Source organism: Parapedomonas caeni (assembly GCF_041060555.1).
GTDB lineage: Bacteria > Pseudomonadota > Alphaproteobacteria > Sphingomonadales > Sphingomonadaceae > CAUJIW01.
Window position 1 is genome coordinate 48,534 of sequence record NZ_JBEUDS010000014.1, and the last position, 19,202, is coordinate 67,735.

Below are 19,202 nucleotides of genomic sequence, written 5' to 3' on the forward strand. Positions count from 1 at the left end.
ACCGGAATTCCACGCCGGCGCGCGACCGAGTTTCCCGACCGCGATCAAGCCGGCGGCCAGACCGGGTCGAGCAGCGATCCGGGATTTTCCAGATATTGCGGCCAGCGTTCGCGCGTTGCCGCCAGCCAGGTTTCCGGCAAATCCTCCAGCGCCACGCCATAGCGTCCGGCGCCAATGGCGGTCAGGTGGCCAGGATGGCCATCCATGTTCATCCACGGCCGCCAGTCGACGATGTTGGTGAAGTGGGTCGCGCACGGCACCCGGATCGCCGACGGGTCGGCAAGGTCGCTCACCCGGGCATGCAGGGTCACGGACTCGCTGTAATTGAACCCGCCGGGCCTGCCCGGCACGGGCACGCCCACACGGGTCACCTCGGTGATCCAGATATCGTCGCCGCGCACCTGTGGCGCCTTGATGACATGATCGAACCGCGTGCCGGGCGCCAGCCGGGGTACGCTGAAATGCAGCTCGGGCGATATGGTGACGCGATTGGGCGGCAGGTTGGTGGCCGGGTCGGCCACCGTCTTGCCGGTATAGGGGTTGTGGAAAGCACCCGTCGCCTTGCCGGTGGCCGGATCGAGGAAATGCGCGATCTCGCCGGTATAGCCATCATAGCCACCGTCGGCGCGACGACGATAACGCGTGAAGGTGACACCCACCACGTCCCACAGCGGCGTCACCTCGGCGCCCACGACGCCATAATAGCTGCCCGCGACATAGCCGATCACCAGCCGCTCATCGAGCGCGCCGCGCATCAGCATATAGGCCCTGAAGCGATCCGCCGGATCGTTCGCGTCAAACCCGCGACGCCCGGCCGCCGCGCCAGAGGCCATACCCAGCAGCGGCATCGCCGCCGCCGCGCCCAGAAAATCCCGTCTCTGCATCGTCCCCGTCCTTGAAGTATCCTGGTCCTGCGAGCGTGCCGATCTTACCGCCGGCCAGTCCTCCAGACTGCTCTGCGTGAAGTTAGGCCAGTCGCCGCCGCACGCACCTCCCCTTCGCGCCAGCATCCGCCATGCGGACAGAATCGGCAGTGCCCGCCCACCGGATAGTTGGCCAGGCCGCCTCGCCCGACTGCGGCCAGGCGGGCAAACACGTCCTCAGTATAGACTGGCATCAATGTGCGCGTGCCTATCGCCAGCGCTCGCGGTAGTGTCGGCAGTCGGATCGGCGTCACCGCGCAAGCGCGGCAGCGCCGCGCAGGGAGCAGGGAATGACCACCGGGAATATGCAGTTTCTGAAGGAAAAACTCGTCGCCGCGCTCGGGGCTGACGCGGTTGCCGATGACGCGGCTCAACTGTCCTACCTCAGCAACGATGTTTACCGCAGCGGTGGCCTGCCGGCCCTGGTCGTGCGCCCGGCGACCGTCGAGGCGCTCCAGGCCGCCGTACGCCTGTGCGCCGCCGCCGGCGTTGCCATGGTGCCACGCGGTGGCGGCGCCTCCTACACCGACGGCTACATCCACACGCCGGGCGGACATGTGCTGATTGACACCGGCGCGCTCGACAGCATTGAGGTCGATGTCGGCAACGCGGTGGTCACCGTCGGTGCCGGTGCCACCTGGGCCGCATTGAAGGCCAGGCTCGACCCGCTGGGCCTGCGCACGCCGTTCTGGGGACCGTTCTCCGGCATCGCCGCCACCATCGGCGGCAGCATCAGCCAGAACACCGTCAGCCATGGCACCGCCGCCTACGGCATTTCCGCCGAATCCGTGCTGTCGATCGAGGCGGTGCTCGCTACGGGCGAGTTGATCCGCACCGGCATCACCTCGGCGACCCGCTTCTATGGCCCCGACCTGACCGGCCTGTTCACCGGCGACTGCGGCACGCTCGGGATCAAGACGCGGATCACCCTGCCCCTGATCGCCGCCCGCAGCGAAGCCGAGGCGCTGAGCTTCGCCTTCGACGATTTCGCCAGCTGCCACGCCGCCGTCCGGCTGGCGCAGAAGGAAAAGCTGGAGGACTCGCTGTTCGGCCTCGACCTCGCCCTGTCGCAGGGGCAGATCGCCCGTCAGGAAGGGGTGGGCGCGCGGCTGAAAATCGCGGCCCAGGTGATGCGCAAGGCCCCCGGCAAGATCGCCGGCCTGAAGCAGCTGATGCGCATGGCGCTGGCGGGCGAAGGCGCCATGCGCGCCGGCGCCTACATGGCGCATTTCATTCTCGAAGGCGTCGACAAGGCCGACACCTGGGCGCGTGCCCAGCGGCTGCGCGCGATCATCGCGCCCCATGGCCGCGAGATCGCCAACACCGTGCCGGCCTTCGTCCGCTCCATGCCGTTCGCGCCGCTGGGCAATATCCTCGGCCCCAAAGGCGAACGCTGGGTACCCATCCACGGCGTCTTTAACCAGAACGACGTGGTGGCCTTCCACGAAGCCTTCCAGGCCCTGCTGGCGGCGCGAAAGGCGGACATGGACAAGCACGGCGTCTGGACCGGCACCATGTTCAGCCCCACCGGCCCCAGCGGCTTTCTCTATGAAATCGCGATCTACTGGCCGGATGCGCGCACCGACTATCATCGCCGGACGCTCGGCGAGGAGTATCTGGCCGGCCTGCCGGACTACCCCGCCAATCCCGAGGCCCGCGCGGCCGCCGACAGCCTGAAGCGCGACGCGGTTGCCCTGATGCAGAAGCACGGCGCGGCGCATTTCCAGCTCGGGCGCGCCTACCCCTACCAGCCGCGGCTGGACCCGCAGGCCGCCGCCCTGCTGAAAGCGGTGAAGGCGGCACTGGACCCTCAGTGCCTGATGAACCCCGGCGCGCTCGGCCTGTAAGGGACGCGCCGGCTGGCGAATTACCGGCTGGTGAAAAACAAAGGGCGGCCGAGGCCGCCCTTTCCTGTTCGCGGGCCTCGTCACCCGTTCACAGCGACAGGATCTCCAGCGCCGCCCGCTCCGACGATTCCAGCGCCCCTTCCAGCCCCCGGGCGCCGGTCGCCGTATGTTCGCCACAGAAATGGATACGCCCGTGCGGCTCGGCCATGGTCGGCACGAAAGACGCGATCTGGCCGGGCGCGAAATAGGCCCAGTCACCGGCATTGAAATATTCCGCCTCCCAGCTGAACAGCCGGTGCGCCTTGAGCTTGCCCCTGGCCGCCGGACGCAGTTCCTCGAAGGTGGCGACGATTTTTGCCAGCGCGGCCTCCGTGCCCAGACGGTCCCACAGCCGGGCAAGGCCGCCACGCGCCTGTACCAGCAGGCCGGTCACCTCGTCGGCCGTCGCCCCGAACCGCTGCGGCAGCACCGTGCCCAGCGCCGAGTTGGTCCACATGCCTGGCGCCCGGCCGTCATGCTCCCAGAACGGCTCGGTTGCGGTCAGGAAGGCCATCGACAACGGCTGATAGGGCAATGTCGCCACCGCCCGCGCCTGCGCGCCGCTCAGGCCCGGCGTGATCGCCACATGCCGTAGCGTCGAGAACGGCAGCGAGCAGACCACACGTCCGGCCTGATAGACCGAACCATCGGCGCACCGCACCTCGGCGACATCGGTACGGCTGTCGATCGACACCACTTCCTTACCCAGCAGCACCTCGCCCTTGAGCAGCGCCGCCATCCCCTGAGGCAATCTCTCGTTGCCGCCCTTGATCGCCCAGGAGTTCGGTCCGGCACTGATCTGCGTCATCACGAACCCGGAGTTGAACTCCAGCATCAGGGCGGAAACATCGTAGGCATTGATGCCATAGTAGGGTGACACATCGTTCACCAGCCGGATGGCCGCATCGCTGAGCCCCTGCTGGGTCAGGAAGGCGTGGAGCGAGATGTCGAGCGATGCGTTAGCAGGGTCCAGCCACGCCGCCCAGTCCTCCAGCGGATTGTGCATGGCGATCAGCTTGTTGGTGACTTCCCACGGCATCGACGTCTTGAGCGCGTCGGGCAGCGGATTGAACGGCGCGGCCGCCCACTGCTCGCGGGTCAGCGGCTTGCCGTCGAGCACCAGCTCCTGCGGCTTGCCATGCATGTAGCGCTTGCCGACCTCGATCAGCTCGACCCCGGCGCGATGGGCGGCATCGATGCCGCGACCATAGCCGTCACCCATCGAGTTGAAGCCCATTTCGGGCACGCCTGGCAGATCGAACAGCGTGTGCACACGGCCGCCGACCCGCTGCCGGCCTTCCAGCACCAGCACTTTCAGGCCCTGCTGCTCCAGCAGCCAGGCGGCATTGAGGCCGGAGACACCGGCGCCCAGCACAATGGCGTCGAGCGGCCGCGTCGTGGCCGATTTGCCTGCCTTACGGGCGGCCTGCGCGGGCGACGCCATGGCGGCGGCAGCACCCACCGCGGCTGCTCCCAGCGTGAAGGTCCGTCGGCTCATTTCCATCTGCAAGGCTCCCTGACTGCTCGACGCGTCGACCACATTTACCGTAGCCGTTTTGGCGCGCTTTCTCTGCCTGAGACGACACCGGCGACCGGGTGCTGTCGATCCGGCGATCCCCCTTGACCACTAGGCGGATAACGACTGCCGGCATCGCCGAAGCCATCATGCGTGCCGCTAGGCTGCACACCGAGGGCCATCAGCCTGGCACTGTTCAGACTGCGCTCATGTAAAACAGGCTAAATCAACAATGACAGCATCCTCGTCCGCGCTGCGGCGGGTATGCATGTAATGAGGTAAAGAGGGAAGTCGCGTGATGCACCACAGGAAATCCCACCGCTCTCTTTCGGCGATCGTTGCCGGCACGTTCCTCGCACTGGCCGCCACCAGCGCCCAGGCCGCGGCACCGGCAGGCGACGCCAAGGCGGGCGCCAAGCTGTTTCTGCAGTGCCGCGCCTGCCATACCGTCGATGTTGGCGGCAAGAACGGCGTCGGCCCGAATCTGGCGGGCATCGTTGGCGCCAAGGCGGCCGCGGTTCCTGGCTACAAGTTCTCGCCGGCGCTGACAAAGGCCAACATCACCTGGACACCCGAGACGCTCGACACCTGGCTGAAGCGACCCTCGGCGATGGTGCCGGGCACCAAGATGGCTTTCGCCGGCATGGCCAACCCGAAGGCCCGGGCGGACATGATCGCCTATCTCTCGACCCTGAAAGGCAAGTGATGTCCGCTGTACGCCGCACCGTCGCCGCGATCGCGCTGGCCTCGACCCTGCTGGGCGCCTCCGCCTTCGCTCAGTCCCCCGCCCAATCCGACAAGCCCTACCTGACCATCGAGGCGCTGCGCGCCAAGTACCAGGACCCGGCCGGCCGTATCGCCAACATTGACGGTGCCGAGGTCTATTACAAGGACGAAGGTCAGGGGCCGGCGATCCTGATGGTCCATGGCTCGGCCAGTTCGCTGCGCACCTGGGACCGCATCGCCGATCGCCTGAAGTCGAAATACCGGGTCATCCGCTACGATATTCCGGGCTACGGCCTTTCCGGGCGGGTGTCCGACGAGGTGGCGAAAAACGTACAGCCGACCGACATCGCCGAGAAACTGCTGGCGCAGCTGGGTGTCAACAAGATCACCTTCGTCGGCGTCTCCTCCGGCGGCACGCTCGGCATGTTCCTTGCCGCCAGGCGGCCGGACCTGGTGGAGCGGCTGATCCTGTCCAACACGCCATCCGACCCCGTCAAGACCGACCACCTGGTGATGCCGGAAAGCTTCATCAAGGCGCAGGCGGAAGCCAAGGCGACCGGTTTCCAGGACATGACGTTCTGGAACGAGTACCTGTCGTACTTCGCCGGCGACCCCAAACGAATTTCCGCCGCCAAGCGCGAGGAATATTACGACTTCAACCGCCGCACGCCTGAGAAATATCCTGTCGCCATGGTGGCCCGGATCGGCGATGGCAAGGAAGCCACGACATTGATGTCGCAGGTGAAGGCGCCGACCCTGCTGCTATGGGGCGGAAGTGATCACCTGTTGCCGGAATCGGCCGCCTACCGGATCGCCGAATATCTGAAGCAGGCCCAGATCTCGCGGGTCATCATGCCGGATGTCGGCCACTATCCGCCGGTTGAAGTGCCGGAGCGCTTCGAGCAACTGTTGTCGGCCTATATTGAAGCCGCCACGCCGAATCGCTGATAACATGCACGACAGGGCGGGACACCAGGTGGCAACCCGCCCTGTCGTGACTCCTTGTCCACGATTCTTGCCACGGGAACCGATGCGTTGACGGCTCCACAGACCCTCTATGACAAGCTCTGGCACAGCCATGCCGTCGCCGAGCTGCCCACCGGCGAAACCCTGCTCTATATCGACCGCCATCTGGTCCATGAAGTCAGCAGCCCGCAGGCCTTTGCCTCCTTGCGCGCGGCAGGCCGGCGACTGCGCCGGCCACGGACACACCTCGCGGTTGCCGACCATGCAGTACCGACCCGGCAGCGTGGCGGCGACATTGCCGACCCGCTGGCACGCGCCCAGGTCGCCGAGCTGGAGGAAAACGCCGCCGCGTTCGACGTGCCCTATCGCGCGCTGACGGGCGATGGCCAGGGCATCGTCCATGTCATCGGTCCCGAGAGCGGCTTCACCCTGCCGGGCATCACACTGGTCTGCGGCGACAGCCACACCACCACCCATGGCGCGTTCGGCGCGCTGGCTTTCGGCATCGGTGCCAGCGAGTGCGGCACGGTGATGGCTGCCCAGTGCCTGAAGCAGCGCAAGGCCAGGACCATGCGGGTCGAGCTCGTTGGCACCCTGCCGGCGCACGTCACCGCGAAGGATGTGGCGCTGGCTTTCATCGCCAAGGTTGGCGCGCTTGGCGCCCAGGGCCACGCCGTCGAATATGCCGGCCCCGCGGTTGAAGCGATGTCGATGGCCGCCCGCATGACCTTGTGCAACATGACCATCGAGGCCGGCGGCCGCATTGGCCTCGTTGCCCCGGACGATACCACGTTTGCCTATCTGCGCGGTCGGCCGATGGCGCCCAGGGGCAGCCGCTGGGACCAGGCGGTGGCGTACTGGCGGACATTGCGGACCGACGTGGGCGCCGGCTACGACAAGCAGGTGACGCTCGATCTCGCCGGCATCGCGCCACACGTGAGCTGGGGCACCAGCCCGGACGAGGCGCTGCCGATCACGGCGACGATCCCCGATCCGGCCGCCATCGCCGACGACAGCGCCCGGCGGCACGCGGAGAAAGCGCTGGCCTACATGGACCTCAAGCCCGGCACGCCACTGGAGCAGGTGGCGATCCAGCGGGTGTTCATCGGCTCGTGCACCAATGGCCGGATCGAAGACCTGCGCGCGGCGGCCGAGGTCGTGCGCGGCCGCACGGTGGCGGCCGGCGTGCAGGCCATTGTCGTACCGGGCTCGACACAGACCAGACAACAGGCCGAGGCCGAGGGACTGGACAGTATTTTCACCGCCGCCGGATTCGAATGGCGTCATGCCGGCTGCTCGATGTGCGTTGCCATGAACGATGACCGCCTGGCGCCCGGCGAACGCTGCGCCAGCACCTCGAACCGCAATTTCGAGGGCCGCCAGGGCCCGGGGGGACGCACCCACCTGATGAGCCCGGCCATGGCCGCCGCCGCCGGCATCGCCGGCCACCTCATCGACGTTCGAAAGCTGCTGTCGTGACCATCCAGCCCTTCACCAGCCTCACCGGTATCGCGGCCTCGCTGCCGGAGGAGAACATCGACACCGATGTCATTTATCCCGCGCGTTTCCTGCTGATCACTGCCCGCGACGGTCTGGGGAACTATGCCTTCCACGACCGGCGGTTCACCGCCGACGGGCAGGAACGCCCGGAGTTCGTGCTCAACCGCGCGCCCTGGCGCGATGCACCGATCCTGGTCGCCGGTGCCAATTTCGGCTCCGGTTCGAGCCGGGAACAGGCGGTGTGGGCGCTGCTCGGGCGGGGCATCCGCTGCGTGATCGCGCCCAGTTTCGGCGAGATTTTCCATGCCAACTGCTACCGCAATGGTGTTCTGCCCGTCACGCTGCCCGCCGCTGATGTCGCGCGTCTCGCCGCCCTCGCTGAAGCCGGTGCCGAGCTGACCATCGACCTGCCGGGGCAGATCATCGCCGTCGAGGGCATGGCGCCCCTCTCCTTCGCCATTGCCCCCGATCGTAAACAGGCGCTCATCAACGGCTGGGACGAGACGGCGGTCTTGCTCAACGCCCATGGCAAGGATATCGCCGTGTTTGAAACCCGGCATCGCGCCGTCCAGCCCTGGCTGTTCGAAGAGGAAGCCCGTCCATGAGCAACGACCTGGCCGCCAACTACGCGCGCGCCTACAACAACCGCGTCGGCTTCGGCCAGCGCCCGGCGCTGATCCTGATCGATTTCTGCCAGGCTTATTACGAACCCGACTGCGATCTGTTCGCCGGCGAGGGCGCCGTCAGCGCCCTCGAGTCCGCGCTGCGGGTGCGCGCTGCCGCCCGTGCCGCCGGCGTGCCGGTCATTCTCACCAACGTCGTCTATCACCCCAGCGGCATCAATGGCGGGCGCTTCTTCGAGAAGGCCAGACCGCTGCGCAACTTCACCCAGGGCAACCCGATGGGCGCCTGGGGTCCGGGTCTGGTCGCCCACGACGACGAACTGGTGGTGCCCAAGCAGTATCCCAGCGCCTTCTTCGGCACCTCGCTCGCCGCGACACTGACCGCCGCCGGCATCGACAGCGTGCTGCTGACCGGCCTCACCACCAGCGGCTGCGTGCGCGCCAGCTGCGTTGACGCCATGTCCCACGGCTTCAAGACGGCGGTGATCGCCGAGGCCTGCGGTGACCGTCACGCCGCCCCTCATGAGGCCAACCTGTTCGACATGAACGCGAAATATGCCGACGTGGTGAGCGAGGCCGAGGCACTGGCGTTCCTCGCTGGCCTGAAATAGTCGGCGGCCGGCGCCCGCCGCCGCGCGCGACGCCCGCCACCGGACATGAAAAACCTCCGCAAGGTGACCCCTGCGGAGGTTTTTTCGTTGCAGGCTTTTCGTGCTCAGAAGGGCTTGGTGGCGCCCAGGAAGCAGATGCCCGAAATGGTGATCCAGTAAACGTAGGCCATCCAGCGGCCGAAGGCGACTTCCCGCGCCAGCGCGGCCTCCTCGGCCGGGTTCGGGCCCAGTGCCAGCACCCGGAACCGGGTAGTCCAGGCCCGCATGATGTAACGCAGGCCAAGGCCGATGATCAGGGTGAAGCCGTAGAGCCCCAGCTTGGCCGGATACCAGTACATGCCAGGACCGGTGTTGAGCGGCCCATAGCCCAGCAACGACGTGATGCAGACGATGAAGATCGCCGGGATCAGGATATAGCGCAGATACTCGTCGATCTTGGTCAGACGGATGCCGGTATCGGTCTCGCGGGTGAGGAACGCCGACCAGGTCAGCGCCAGCCAGCTCAGCATCACCACCCACATCAAGGTCAGCCAGTGGCCGCCATAGGGCTGGATGCCAAACAGGTGGCCCATGTGCAGGCCCAGCGGCAGCAGCATGAGAATGCCCGTGCGGGCCAGAATATCGATGCGATAGGCCGTCTCTAGGTGACGCCGCCGTTCTTCCATCGTCAGCCGGTGATTGACGATATTGTAGGAGGTCTGGAAGACACCCCATTCACCACCCAGCCAGTAGACCATGGCGATGATATGCACCCACCGGAGCACATCCAATTCTGCAAACATTATGCTCTTCCCTTTTCTTCCTTCTATGGTCGAGAACCGGGATGTGCCCCGGCGGTGCCGTTTCGTGTCAGCCTCGGCTCAATTCCTCGGCAATGTCGTCGATCGGGGGATCGAAGCTGTCCATCGCCTCCATCGTTTGCTGCATGCCGCGCATGACCCGGGCGATATAGGCCCTGGTCATCAGGCCGCGCTCACGACCCGCGGCGTCATCCGGCGCATAGGCCTCGATATCGGCACGGGTGATGCTGCCCTTGGCCTCCAGCAGCCGCTCGACGGTATCAAGCCGCTCCCGCAGCACCGACACCTCGGCGGTAACCGCCATCAGGATCGAGGTCAGCTGTTCGAGGGCGATGTCGCCGTTGATCATCGGCCGGCGCCCCTTCGGCCGGGCGCCCGCCCGTTCGATCCAGTCGATGCTCTGCGTCGTGGTGGTCGCGATCATGCTGCTTCTCCCATCTGGATCACATTGACGGGCTTCCACGCACCATAGGCGTTCCAGGAAGCCGCCCGGCCATAATCTTCCTTCTCTCCGCTAGGCGAAGCCGGGAACACCGATTTATCGGCCACCGCCTTGACGCCAACCTTGAACTGGCTGTCGGCGGGGAAGCCGAACTCGGCCATCATCGCCGGCAGGTCGATGCCGTGCATGGCCGACCAGAAGGGCTCGTTATTGTTGAAGGCATCCCAGTCGCGCATGAACTGCTCGAACAGCGGCATCTCCGGCGTGTACTGCGGCTGCTCGACGTGCAGCATCAGCCCGCCCGGCGCCAGCACGCGACCGATCTCGGCCATGATCGCCCGCATCGAGCCGTAGGACAGCTCGTGCAGGAACATGGTGGTCTGCACCCAGTCGAACGAACCGGCCTCGAAGCGCGACAGATCCTCGGCATTGGCCTGAACGAAGGTGATGTTGTTGACCCCCAGCGCCTTGGCGCGGGCGTGACCGTAGCGCAGCACCGGTGCGGCGGTGTCGATGGCGACCACCTCGGCTTCTGGGAAACCCTGGGCCAGCGGCACGGCGTTGTGGCCGATGGTGCAGCCGATATCGAGGATGCGCCTGGGCTTCCAGTCCGGCCGGTTGGCCTTCGCCCAGGCAACCAGCGCCTGGCCGCCGCCGTCGGAATAGGCGCCCAACGCACCGCCGGTGGTGGCGAACAGACCGGAGTCGTAGTTGGCGCCGGCCGATACGTCACCGGGACGCTCCTCGCCGGCATAGCCACCCGGCATGCAATGGATGTCGACCGCCGTCATGTAGCGCGGCTGCTGCATTGTCGGGTCGAGTTGCAGGGTCGTGGCGCCTTCGTTGTGGGCGCGGGCACGGGCATCCAGGTCGTCGAGCTGTCGCAGCACGATAGCGCGGCCGTTCTGCTGGCGCATCTCCATGCTGTTGCGCTTGATGGCGGTCCAGAAGCGGTGCCACGGATCGCGGTTCATCGCATCACGCACTTCCATGCGGTCCTGCGGATCGCGGCCATGCTCGGCGCGGAACGCCGGCAGCACCCGCGTGTCGTAGGCGATCCTGTTACCGGCGCCGACGGTGCCGGAGAGGTACCGATTGAACAGCGTCAGGTAATTGTAGCGCGCAACCTCGTCATGCTGCGGCACGGGGAACATCCCGTGCCGGGCAACCTTGGTATAGGGAGGAGGCAGATTGTCTTGCGTCATCGGCGTTGCTCCGTCTGTCGTCAGGCATCGGTGCCTGTCGCCGACTGTCGAGGGCGGCCCGAAATTCAGACATGACAAATGTCAATCGGACCGCGCGCGACGGGCGAACGCGCGGCAACTATCCAACCAGCGGATAAAAACCGCCCGCCAACCGGCCCATCCCGCGCCAACGGACAACGCCGCCGGGCCTCAAGAGCCCGGCGGCGTGCATGATGTCGCGGCAATCGAGGAATCAGGTGGTCGCGCGATAGACCCAGCCGCGACGCTGGCGGTCGACGTCGATAAACGCGTCGATGGCCGCCTTGTCGCGCAGGGTCAGGTCAATGGCGTCCAGGCCGTGCAGCAGCATGTCGCGCGCTTCGTCGGCCATGACGAAGCCCTGGGTCTGGCCATCGGCGGTGGCAACGGTACAGGCCTCAAGATCAACGGTGAGCGGTCGGGCCTGCGGCGCCGTGGCGATATCCGCTGCCAGTGCCGCGATGGCCTCGGCGGCGAGCACCACCGGCACAATGCCGTTACGAATGCAGTTGCCATGGAAAATCGGGTTGAACGACGGTGCCAGGATGGCCCGTACGCCATATTCCGCCAGCGCCCAGGCCGCGTGCTCGCGGCTGGAACCGCACCCGAAATTGGCACCACCAAGCAGAATGCGCGTGCCGGCATAATCGGGCCGGTTCAGCACGAAGTCCGGATTGGGCTCGCGCCCGCCGATCCGGGTATAGCGCCAGCCGGCGAACAGCCCGTCGGCAAGACCGCGCTTGGATACCGAGCGCATCTCGCGCGACGGGATGATGGCATCGGTGTCGATGTTGTCCCGCAGCAGCGGCGCGGCGACGGCGGTCAGTCGGACGAAAGGTTCCATGTCAGCACCCCAGGGTTCGGGGATCGGCGATGCGGCCGGCGATGGCACTGGCCGCGACGGTTTCCGGACTGGCCAGATGGGAGCGTGTTTCCGGGCCCTGCCGGCTCTCGAAATTGCGGTTGGTGGAGGTCACCACCCGCTGGCGCGTTCCAAAGCTCTCGCCACCGGAGAAGAAGCACATCGAACAGCCGGACTCGCGCCATTCGAAGCCGGCGGCCTTGAACACGCGATCGAGCCCCTCGGCTTCCGCCGCCTGCTTGACCGCCGTCGAACCGGGCACGCAGATGGCCTTGACGCCCGGGGCGACCCGCCGACCTTCCAGCAACGCCGCCGCCCGACGCAGGTCGGACAGGCGGCTGTTAGTGCATGACCCGATGAAGGCGGCGTCAATCGGCAGCCCCAGCAGCGGCAGATCCGGGCTGAGCCCCATGTATTCCAGCGGTCGCGCGGCGGCCGTCGCCGGCACTCGCCCGTCGATGGGCACCGCGTCCTGCGGGCTGGTGCCCCAGCTGATCATCGGCGCCACCTCGGTGGCGTCGACGGCGATCTCGGCATCGAACACGGCGTCGTCGTCGGAGCGCAGCGTCCGCCAGTAGGCGACCGCCGCCTCCCAGGCCGCCCCTTGCGGCGCATAGGCCCGCCCCTTGAGATAGTCGAACACCGTCTCGTCCGGGGCGATGATGGCGGTGAAGGCGGAAAATTCGGTCGCCATGTTGCACAGGGTGAGGCGCGCCTCGACGTCCAGCGCCCGCACCGCCTCGCCGGCATATTCAACGACATGCCCCTTGGCACCACCCGAGCCATGACGGGCCAGGATATGCAGCGCCAGGTCCTTGGCGGTGACGCCGGGCGCCAGCCGGCCCGACACAGTGACGCGCATGGTCCGGGGCCGGGCGACGCGCAGGGTCCGGGTCGCCAGCGCGTGCTCGGCCTCGGTGGAGCCGATTCCCCAGGCCAGTGCGCCCAGCGCGCCCTGCGAGCAGGTATGGCTGTCCGGGCAGACCAGGGTCACGCCCGGCAGCACGATGGCCTGTTCCGGCGAGATGACATGCACGATCCCCTGCCCCGGGTCACCGATGTCGAACAGGGTGATGCCGGCGGCATGGGCCTGTTCCCGCGTGGCGCGGATGAAATCGGTGCCGGTGGGCATGATGGTGCGGTCGGTGCGCCCTGGCAGGGTGTCCACGACATGGTCCATGGTGGCGAACACCTGCGCCGGCGCCGCCACCGCCCGGCCGGAGTCCGCCAGACTCTGCAGCGCGATGCCGCCGGTGCGTTCGTGCAGCAATATCCGGTCGATGAGGATCAGGCCGCCGCCGGGGATGCTGGCGACCTGGTGGTCGTTCCACAGTTTGTCGAACAGAGTCAGAGGCGTACTGGGCATGTTTCAGGTCCCGGGTTCAGCCCGCGGCGCCATCGGCCAGCAGGGCGGCGATCTCGGCCTCGCTGTAGCCCGCCGCCGCCAGCGCCGCGCGCGTGTCCGCGCCGGGCTCGCACAGGTCGTGACGCACGCCCAGACGTCCGCCATCGATCTCGACCGGCAGGGCCGGCAGCCGCGCCGGCGCGCCGCCCGGCAGGGTGAGGTCCACCAGGCCGCCGGAGGCGTTGAGGTGCGGATCGTCGAACAGGTCCTCCGGCCGGGCGATCGGCGCCACCGGCAGGCCGATGGCCTCGCACTTGGCAAGCAGGGCGTCGCGATCCATGCCGGCAAAAATCTCGCGGATCACCGGCAGGATGCGGTCGCGCGCCAGCACGCGGTCATTGTTGAGCGCCAGACTGGGGTCCTCGGCGAACGCCTTGAGGTCGAAGGCGGCGCAGAACGCCTGCCACTGGGCATCACTCACCACACCGATGAAGATCTGGCCGTCGTTGGCCGTCGCGAACACGTCGTAGATCGCCCAGGCGGAGATGCGCGCCGGCATCGGTGCCGCCGCCTTGCCGGTAACCGCCTTCTGCGCCATGTGCTGGCCGACCAGGAAAGCGGTGGTCTCGTAAAGCGAGCACTTCACGTAGCCGCCCTTGCCGGTGCGGTGGCGCCGCTCCAGCAGGCCGAGAATGCCGATGACGCCGAACATGCCGCCCGTCACGTCGATCACCGACGCGCCGGCCCGCAGCGGCCGCCCCGGCGGGCCGGTCATATAGGCAAGCCCGCCCATCATCTGCGCCACTTCGTCGAGCGCTGCCCGGTTCTCGTAGGGGCCGGCCAGGAAGCCCTTGGCGGAACAATAGATCAGACGCGGGTTCTCCGCCGCGAGCGCCGCATAGCCCAGCCCCAGCCGGTCCAGCGTGCCGGGGCGGAAGTTCTCGACCACGATGTCGGCGGCCAGTGCCAGCCGCTTCGCCGCCGCCAGCCCCTCGGGCTTCTTCAGGTCAAGGCACAGGCTCTGCTTGTTGCGGTTGTACATCGGGTAATAGCCGGCGCCGGAGCCCAGCAGGCGACGGGTGCGATCACCGCCGGGCGGCTCGATGCGCACGACCTCCGCACCCATGTCGGCCAGGATCAGGCCGGTTGACGGCCCCATCACCATATGGGTGAGTTCCACGACTTTCAGGCCCGCCAGCGGCAGTTCGTCAGTATCCGACATTCGGTCAGTTCTCCGTAATTCCGGCCCCATCTAGGCCGCACCGGGCATGTGATGGGATGGCAACCCGCGAAATGACCGAAGACCGGACGAAATCATGGCTGACATCGACATTCTGGTAAGCGAAGTAGGGCCGCGCGACGGCCTGCAGAGCATCAAGGCCCTCATGCCCACCGAGGCCAAGAAGGCCTGGATCGACGCCGAGGCCGCCGCCGGGGTGCGCGAGATCGAGGTGGGCAGCTTCGTGCCCGCCAAGCTCCTGCCCCAGCTGGCGGATACCGCCGAGATCGTCGCGCATGCCCGCGCCATCCCGGGGCTGACCGTGGCCGTGCTGGTGCCCAACGCCCGTGGCGCCGAGGCCGCCATCGCCGCTGGCGCCCACAAGCTGACCCTGCCGCTGTCGGTGAGCGAGACGCACAGCCTCGCCAACCTGCGCCGCACCCACGCCCAGGTGCTCGACGAGGCCCGGGCGATCGCCGACATGATCCGCGCCCTGCCCGAGGCGCAGCGCCCGCATTTCGAAGGCTCGCTGTCCACCGTGTTCGGCTGCACGCTGGAAGGCGCTATTCCCGACGCGCAGGTGGCCCGCCTGGCGGAGGCCCTGATGGCGGCCGGCTGCGACGAGGTCGGCCTGTCCGATACCACCGGCTATGCCGATCCGGCGGCGGTCAAGCGGTTGATCGGCCTGGTGCGCGGGGTCGCGGGTGACGCGGCCCTCACCGGCATCCACCTGCACAACACCCGGGGCCTGGGGCTGGCCAACGCGCTGATGGCGCTGGAGTGCGGACTGACCACGCTGGATGCCTCGCTGGGCGGGCTGGGCGGCTGCCCGTTCGCGCCCGGCGCCTCGGGCAACATCGTCACCGAGGACCTGGTGTTCATGCTGGAGGCCATGGGCCTGCGCACCGGCATCGACATTGACGCCCTGGTCGCTGTGCGGTCAATTCTGGCCGCCGCTTTGCCGGGCGAGGCGCTGTACGGCTTCGTGCCGGATGCAGGATTACCCAAAGGCTGGAGGACCCAGGCATGAGCGATATCGTCGGGACTCGCATGGTCTGCGACGGCAAGACCGCGCGCCAGATTTTCGAGGAAGTGATGGCCAACCCCGGCCGGACCAAGTTCGGCTTCGGCAGCAAGCTCGCCATCGTCAACGTCGACTTCCAGAACGCCTACACCCGGATCGACGAGTTCAAGACCGCCTATGAAACCGATCCGCGCCAGATCGAGCATACCAACACCATCTCGGCGCTGGCGCGGGCCAAGGGCATGCCGGTGATATGGACCCACGTCGCCTATGCCGAGGACGCCGCGGACGCCGGTGTCTGGGGCACCCGCACCAACACGCCCGACTCGTTGCAGAACATCAAATATGGCAGCCGCCGCCACGCCTTCGACGACCGCTGCGACATCCGCCCCGAGGATATGATCTACACCAAGCGGATGCCCTCGGCCTTCTTCGAGACGCCGTTGCAGAGTCTGCTGGTCTGGCACAAGGTCGACACCGTGGTGGTGACCGGCGGCAGCACGTCGGGCTGCGTGCGGGCAACCGCCGTCGATGCGCTGAGCCGCGGTTACCGCACCATCGTGCCGATCGAGACCTGCGCCGACAAGCACGAGAGCTTCCACTTCGCCAACCTGACCGACCTGCAGCTGAAATACGCCGATGTCGAACCGGTGCAGGTGGTGATCGACTGGCTGGAGTCCCGCTGATGCACGACGGCGCGCCCGATCCGGCACTCTATGATTTCGCGGCCTATCGCGATCGCCCGGTGATCCGCTGGCCCGGCGACAAGTCGGTCGCGGTGTGGGTGTCGCCCAACCTCGAATATTACGAGATCGACCCGCCGGCCAACCCGCACCGCAAGAGCTGGACCAAACCGCACCCGGACGTGGTGGGCTACAGCCACCGCGATCATGCCAACCGCGTCGGTCACTGGCGCATGGCCGATGTGATGAGCAAACATGGCTTCCCCGGCTCGGTGTCGCTGTCGATCGCGCTGTGCCAGCACCACCCGGACGTGGTCGCCGACGCCAACGCCCGGGGCTGGGAATTTTTCAGCCACGGCATCTACAACACCCGCTATTCCTATGGCATGGACGAGGCGCAGGAGCGCGCCATCATCGAGGACTCCATCCGCACGGTCCGCGACGCGACAGGGCAGACCATTCGCGGCTGGCTGGCGCCGGCGCTGACCCATACGCCGCGCACGCTGGACCTGATCGCCGAATACGGCCTCGACTACACCTGCGATCTCTACCACGACGACCAGCCGATGCCGGTGAAGGTGAAGAGCGGCCGGCTGATCTCCATGCCCTACAGCCTGGAGGTCAACGACCACTACGGCTTCTTCATCTACAACATGAGCCCCAGGGACTATGCCCGGACGCTGATCCGCCAGTACCAGCGGCTGGCGGACGAGGGCACCGGCACCGTGATGTGCATTCCGCTGCACAGCTACCTGATCGGCCAGCCGCATCGCATCGGCGCCTTCGAGGAGGTGCTGCGGCATATCGCGGCCGACGGGCGCGCCTGGATCACGCGGGCCGGCGACATCGCGACCCACTGGTTTGCCCAGCAGGGCCAGCAGGGAGTGCCGGCATGACGCTCGATCCCGCCTACCTTGAATACCCCCATCGCCAACTGGGCTATGACCACACGCTGTACGACTGGTCGCCACTGAAGGACCGCAAGCCGCTGGCCTGGCCGGATGGCAAGTCGGTCGCCGTGTGGGCCGTGGTGAGCCTGGAGTGGTTTCCCATCATCCCCGGCGACACGCCATTTCGCGCCCCCGGTCACATGCAGACGGCCTACCCCGACTACCGCCACTATACGGCGCGGGAATATGGCACGCGGGTCGGCTTCTACCGGCTGCTCGACGCCTTCGCCAAGGCGGGCGTGCGGGCATCGGTGGCGGCCAACGGCGCCATCGCCGAGCGCTACCCGTCGATCATCCGCGACATCGTCGCCGCCGGCCACGAAATCATCGCCCACACGACCGACATGAACGGCACCATTGCCACGGGCCTGCCCGAGGACGCGGAACGCGCGCTCATCGCCCAGTCGCTGGACAGTCTTGAGCGGGTCAGCGGCACCCGCCCCAGCGGCTGGCTGTCCATCGCCCGCTCGCAGAGCTGGAACACGCCGCGCCTGCTCAAGGAGGCCGGTGTCGCCTATTGCTGCGACTGGGTGAACGACGAGCTGCCCTACGCCTTCAACAATGGCCTGGTGAACATCCCGCTCAATCACGAACTGTCCGACCGCCAGATTCTCAATGTCCAGCAGCAGTCGGTGGACAGCTACGCCGAGCAGATCCTCGATGCGCACGACTGGCTGGCGGCGGAAGCGGACCGCGAAGGGGGCGGACGCCTGCTGCCGCTGCATCTCACGCCCTATATCATCGGCCTGCCCTACCGCATGGACGCCTTCGAACACCTGCTGGCCGACCTCGCGGCGCGGCCGCAGACCTGGTTTGCCCGCGGCATCGACATTCTCGAACACTTCAGGAGCCAGCAGTGAAAGCCTATCAGATCGGATCGCAGACCGGCCTCGACTCACTGACCGCCGTCACCCGCCCGGAGCCGGTGCCCGGTCACGGCGAGGTCATCCTCAAACCGCGCCTAGCCTGCCTCAACCATCGCGACCTGCTGGTGCTGGCCGGCACCTACGGCGCCCGCAAACCGGAAGACCGCATCCCGGTGTCCGAAGGCATCGCCGAGGTGGTGGCACTGGGTGACGGCGTCACCAACGTCGCCGTGGGCGACCGCGTGATCTTCGCGCACTTCGTCACCTGGCTGGATGGCGCCTTTTCCCCCACCGCCTTCGCCTACGACATCGGCATCACCCATGATGGCTGGCTTGCCGAGCGCCTGCGGGTGCCGGCCGCGCCGCTGATCCGCGTGCCGGACAGCGTGACGGACGAGCAGGCAGCGCCGCTCGCCTCGGCCGCGCTCACCGCCTGGAATGCCGTGGTCGAGGTCGGCCAGGTGAAGGCCGGCGACCTGGTGCTGACGCTGGGCACCGGCGGCGTGTCGATCTTCGCGCTGCAGATCGCCAAGATGAACGGCGCGCGTGTCGCCATCACCTCGTCGAGCGACGACAAGCTGGCGTTCGCCCGCTCGCTGGGTGCCGACATCCTGATCAATTACCGGACGCATGAGGACTGGGCGGCCGAGCTAATGCGCCAGACCGGCGGCGCCGGCGCCGACATCATCGTGGAAAACGGCGGCCAAGCCACGCTGTCGCTGTCGATTGCCGCCGCCGCCGCCAATGCCCGGGTGGTGATCATCGGCGGACTGGCCGGCAATGTCAGTTCCGGCCTGCCCAACTACACCTCGATCATCGGCAAGAACCTGACCATCCGCGGCATTGCCGAGGGCAGCAAGGCCATGCTGGCCCGCCTGCTGCGCGCGGTCGAGGCCAACGGCATCAAGCCGGTGATTGACAAGCGCTTCCACTTCAACGACGTGCCGCAGGCCTATGCCTACCTGAAATCCGGCGAACATGTCGGCAAGGTGCTGATCGCGTTCGACTGACAGCGCCTGCATAACAAGGACGACGGC

The 19,202-nt window shown here is 67.2% G+C and carries 19 protein-coding genes; 11 read left to right on the forward strand and 8 right to left on the reverse strand.

Annotation, left to right across the window (positions count from 1 at the left end; genetic code table 11):
• Positions 1-44: 44 nt before the first annotated feature.
• Positions 45-884, reverse strand: coding sequence for a DUF1838 family protein (locus ABU113_RS10715; RefSeq protein ID WP_454559508.1), 840 nt, complete (start codon positions 882-884; stop codon positions 45-47).
• Positions 885-1,213: 329 nt separating this feature from the next.
• Between ABU113_RS10715 and ABU113_RS10720 the strand changes: the two genes are divergently transcribed.
• Positions 1,214-2,770 carry an FAD-binding oxidoreductase gene (locus tag ABU113_RS10720; RefSeq protein WP_454559509.1) on the forward strand — a complete coding sequence of 519 codons (1,557 nt, stop codon included), beginning with the start codon at positions 1,214-1,216 and terminating at the stop codon, positions 2,768-2,770.
• 88 nt (positions 2,771-2,858) lie between these two features.
• Here ABU113_RS10720 and ABU113_RS10725 read toward each other — a convergent pair whose 3' ends face one another.
• Positions 2,859-4,307: a flavin monoamine oxidase family protein gene (locus ABU113_RS10725; protein WP_454559510.1), complete on the reverse strand. Its 1,449-nt coding sequence runs from the start codon at positions 4,305-4,307 to the stop codon at positions 2,859-2,861.
• A 316-nt stretch (positions 4,308-4,623) separates the two neighbouring features.
• Between ABU113_RS10725 and ABU113_RS10730 the strand changes: the two genes are divergently transcribed.
• The 5 genes from ABU113_RS10730 to ABU113_RS10750 all read left to right on the forward strand — a co-directional run bounded on the left by ABU113_RS10730 (position 4,624) and on the right by ABU113_RS10750 (position 8,751).
• Positions 4,624-5,031: a c-type cytochrome gene (locus ABU113_RS10730; RefSeq protein WP_454559511.1), complete on the forward strand. Its 408-nt coding sequence runs from the start codon at positions 4,624-4,626 to the stop codon at positions 5,029-5,031.
• Positions 5,031-5,999: an alpha/beta fold hydrolase gene (locus ABU113_RS10735; protein WP_454559512.1), complete on the forward strand. Its 969-nt coding sequence runs from the start codon at positions 5,031-5,033 to the stop codon at positions 5,997-5,999. The genes ABU113_RS10730 and ABU113_RS10735 overlap by 1 nt, the downstream gene beginning before the upstream one ends.
• An 87-nt stretch (positions 6,000-6,086) precedes the next feature.
• Positions 6,087-7,496 carry a 3-isopropylmalate dehydratase large subunit gene (gene leuC / locus ABU113_RS10740; RefSeq protein ID WP_454559513.1) on the forward strand — a complete coding sequence of 470 codons (1,410 nt, stop codon included), beginning with the start codon at positions 6,087-6,089 and terminating at the stop codon, positions 7,494-7,496.
• Positions 7,493-8,122: a 3-isopropylmalate dehydratase small subunit gene (leuD, locus tag ABU113_RS10745; RefSeq protein WP_454559514.1), complete on the forward strand. Its 630-nt coding sequence runs from the start codon at positions 7,493-7,495 to the stop codon at positions 8,120-8,122. Before leuC ends, leuD (ABU113_RS10745) begins: the two co-directional genes overlap by 4 nt.
• Positions 8,119-8,751 (forward strand): isochorismatase family protein, encoded by a 633-nt coding sequence (locus tag ABU113_RS10750; protein WP_454559515.1) that lies wholly within the window; start codon positions 8,119-8,121, stop codon positions 8,749-8,751. Before leuD (ABU113_RS10745) ends, ABU113_RS10750 begins: the two co-directional genes overlap by 4 nt.
• 104 nt (positions 8,752-8,855) lie before the next feature.
• Here ABU113_RS10750 and ABU113_RS10755 read toward each other — a convergent pair whose 3' ends face one another.
• The 6 genes from ABU113_RS10755 to ABU113_RS10780 form a co-directional block, all read right to left on the reverse strand.
• Positions 8,856-9,533, reverse strand: a complete 678-nt coding sequence (locus ABU113_RS10755) for a hypothetical protein (protein ID WP_454559516.1) — start codon at positions 9,531-9,533, stop codon at positions 8,856-8,858.
• A gap of 67 nt (positions 9,534-9,600) precedes the next feature.
• On the reverse strand, positions 9,601-9,975 hold the full coding sequence (locus tag ABU113_RS10760) for a hypothetical protein (protein WP_454559517.1): 375 nt from the start codon (positions 9,973-9,975) through the stop codon (positions 9,601-9,603).
• Positions 9,972-11,198 (reverse strand): class I SAM-dependent methyltransferase, encoded by a 1,227-nt coding sequence (locus ABU113_RS10765; protein WP_454559518.1) that lies wholly within the window; start codon positions 11,196-11,198, stop codon positions 9,972-9,974. The genes ABU113_RS10760 and ABU113_RS10765 overlap by 4 nt, the downstream gene beginning before the upstream one ends.
• Positions 11,199-11,430: 232 nt before the next feature.
• Positions 11,431-12,060 (reverse strand): 3-isopropylmalate dehydratase small subunit, encoded by a 630-nt coding sequence (gene leuD, locus ABU113_RS10770; protein ID WP_454559519.1) that lies wholly within the window; start codon positions 12,058-12,060, stop codon positions 11,431-11,433.
• Position 12,061: 1 nt separating this feature from the next.
• A complete protein-coding gene (locus ABU113_RS10775; RefSeq protein WP_454559520.1) occupies positions 12,062-13,444 on the reverse strand; it encodes a 3-isopropylmalate dehydratase large subunit in 1,383 nt (460 codons plus the stop codon).
• 16 nt (positions 13,445-13,460) lie between these two features.
• On the reverse strand, positions 13,461-14,645 hold the full coding sequence (locus tag ABU113_RS10780; RefSeq protein ID WP_454559521.1) for a CaiB/BaiF CoA transferase family protein: 1,185 nt from the start codon (positions 14,643-14,645) through the stop codon (positions 13,461-13,463).
• Between the two features lie 94 nt (positions 14,646-14,739).
• On the opposite strand from ABU113_RS10780, the gene ABU113_RS10785 reads away from it, so the two are divergent.
• The 5 genes from ABU113_RS10785 to ABU113_RS10805 are packed head-to-tail and all read left to right on the forward strand — an operon-like array spanning position 14,740 to position 19,175.
• On the forward strand, positions 14,740-15,672 hold the full coding sequence (locus ABU113_RS10785; protein ID WP_454559522.1) for a hydroxymethylglutaryl-CoA lyase: 933 nt from the start codon (positions 14,740-14,742) through the stop codon (positions 15,670-15,672).
• Positions 15,669-16,352 (forward strand): isochorismatase family protein, encoded by a 684-nt coding sequence (locus ABU113_RS10790; protein WP_454559523.1) that lies wholly within the window; start codon positions 15,669-15,671, stop codon positions 16,350-16,352. The genes ABU113_RS10785 and ABU113_RS10790 overlap by 4 nt, the downstream gene beginning before the upstream one ends.
• Positions 16,352-17,245, forward strand: a complete 894-nt coding sequence (locus ABU113_RS10795) for a polysaccharide deacetylase family protein (protein ID WP_454559524.1) — start codon at positions 16,352-16,354, stop codon at positions 17,243-17,245. The genes ABU113_RS10790 and ABU113_RS10795 overlap by 1 nt, the downstream gene beginning before the upstream one ends.
• Entirely contained in the window at positions 17,242-18,159 is a 918-nt protein-coding gene (locus tag ABU113_RS10800; RefSeq protein WP_454559525.1) for a polysaccharide deacetylase family protein, read from the forward strand. The genes ABU113_RS10795 and ABU113_RS10800 overlap by 4 nt, the downstream gene beginning before the upstream one ends.
• On the forward strand, positions 18,156-19,175 hold the full coding sequence (locus ABU113_RS10805; RefSeq protein WP_454559526.1) for a zinc-dependent alcohol dehydrogenase family protein: 1,020 nt from the start codon (positions 18,156-18,158) through the stop codon (positions 19,173-19,175). Before ABU113_RS10800 ends, ABU113_RS10805 begins: the two co-directional genes overlap by 4 nt.
• Positions 19,176-19,202: the final 27 nt, after the last annotated feature.

Excerpts from the sequence above, each read along its gene's own strand:
- ABU113_RS10715 (WP_454559508.1), bottom strand. The coding sequence starts at position 884 with ATGCAGAGACGGGATTTTCTGGGCGCGGCGGCGGCGATGCCGCTGCTG.
- ABU113_RS10720 (WP_454559509.1), top strand. The coding sequence starts at position 1,214 with ATGACCACCGGGAATATGCAGTTTCTGAAGGAAAAACTCGTCGCCGCG.
- ABU113_RS10725 (WP_454559510.1), bottom strand. The coding sequence starts at position 4,307 with ATGAGCCGACGGACCTTCACGCTGGGAGCAGCCGCGGTGGGTGCTGCC.
- ABU113_RS10730 (WP_454559511.1), top strand. The coding sequence starts at position 4,624 with ATGCACCACAGGAAATCCCACCGCTCTCTTTCGGCGATCGTTGCCGGC.
- ABU113_RS10735 (WP_454559512.1), top strand. The coding sequence starts at position 5,031 with ATGTCCGCTGTACGCCGCACCGTCGCCGCGATCGCGCTGGCCTCGACC.
- ABU113_RS10750 (WP_454559515.1), top strand. The coding sequence starts at position 8,119 with ATGAGCAACGACCTGGCCGCCAACTACGCGCGCGCCTACAACAACCGC.
- ABU113_RS10755 (WP_454559516.1), bottom strand. The coding sequence starts at position 9,533 with ATGTTTGCAGAATTGGATGTGCTCCGGTGGGTGCATATCATCGCCATG.
- ABU113_RS10760 (WP_454559517.1), bottom strand. The coding sequence starts at position 9,975 with ATGATCGCGACCACCACGACGCAGAGCATCGACTGGATCGAACGGGCG.
- ABU113_RS10765 (WP_454559518.1), bottom strand. The coding sequence starts at position 11,198 with ATGACGCAAGACAATCTGCCTCCTCCCTATACCAAGGTTGCCCGGCAC.
- leuD (WP_454559519.1), bottom strand. The coding sequence starts at position 12,060 with ATGGAACCTTTCGTCCGACTGACCGCCGTCGCCGCGCCGCTGCTGCGG.
- ABU113_RS10775 (WP_454559520.1), bottom strand. The coding sequence starts at position 13,444 with ATGCCCAGTACGCCTCTGACTCTGTTCGACAAACTGTGGAACGACCAC.
- ABU113_RS10780 (WP_454559521.1), bottom strand. The coding sequence starts at position 14,645 with ATGTCGGATACTGACGAACTGCCGCTGGCGGGCCTGAAAGTCGTGGAA.
- ABU113_RS10785 (WP_454559522.1), top strand. The coding sequence starts at position 14,740 with ATGGCTGACATCGACATTCTGGTAAGCGAAGTAGGGCCGCGCGACGGC.
- ABU113_RS10790 (WP_454559523.1), top strand. The coding sequence starts at position 15,669 with ATGAGCGATATCGTCGGGACTCGCATGGTCTGCGACGGCAAGACCGCG.
- ABU113_RS10795 (WP_454559524.1), top strand. The coding sequence starts at position 16,352 with ATGCACGACGGCGCGCCCGATCCGGCACTCTATGATTTCGCGGCCTAT.
- ABU113_RS10800 (WP_454559525.1), top strand. The coding sequence starts at position 17,242 with ATGACGCTCGATCCCGCCTACCTTGAATACCCCCATCGCCAACTGGGC.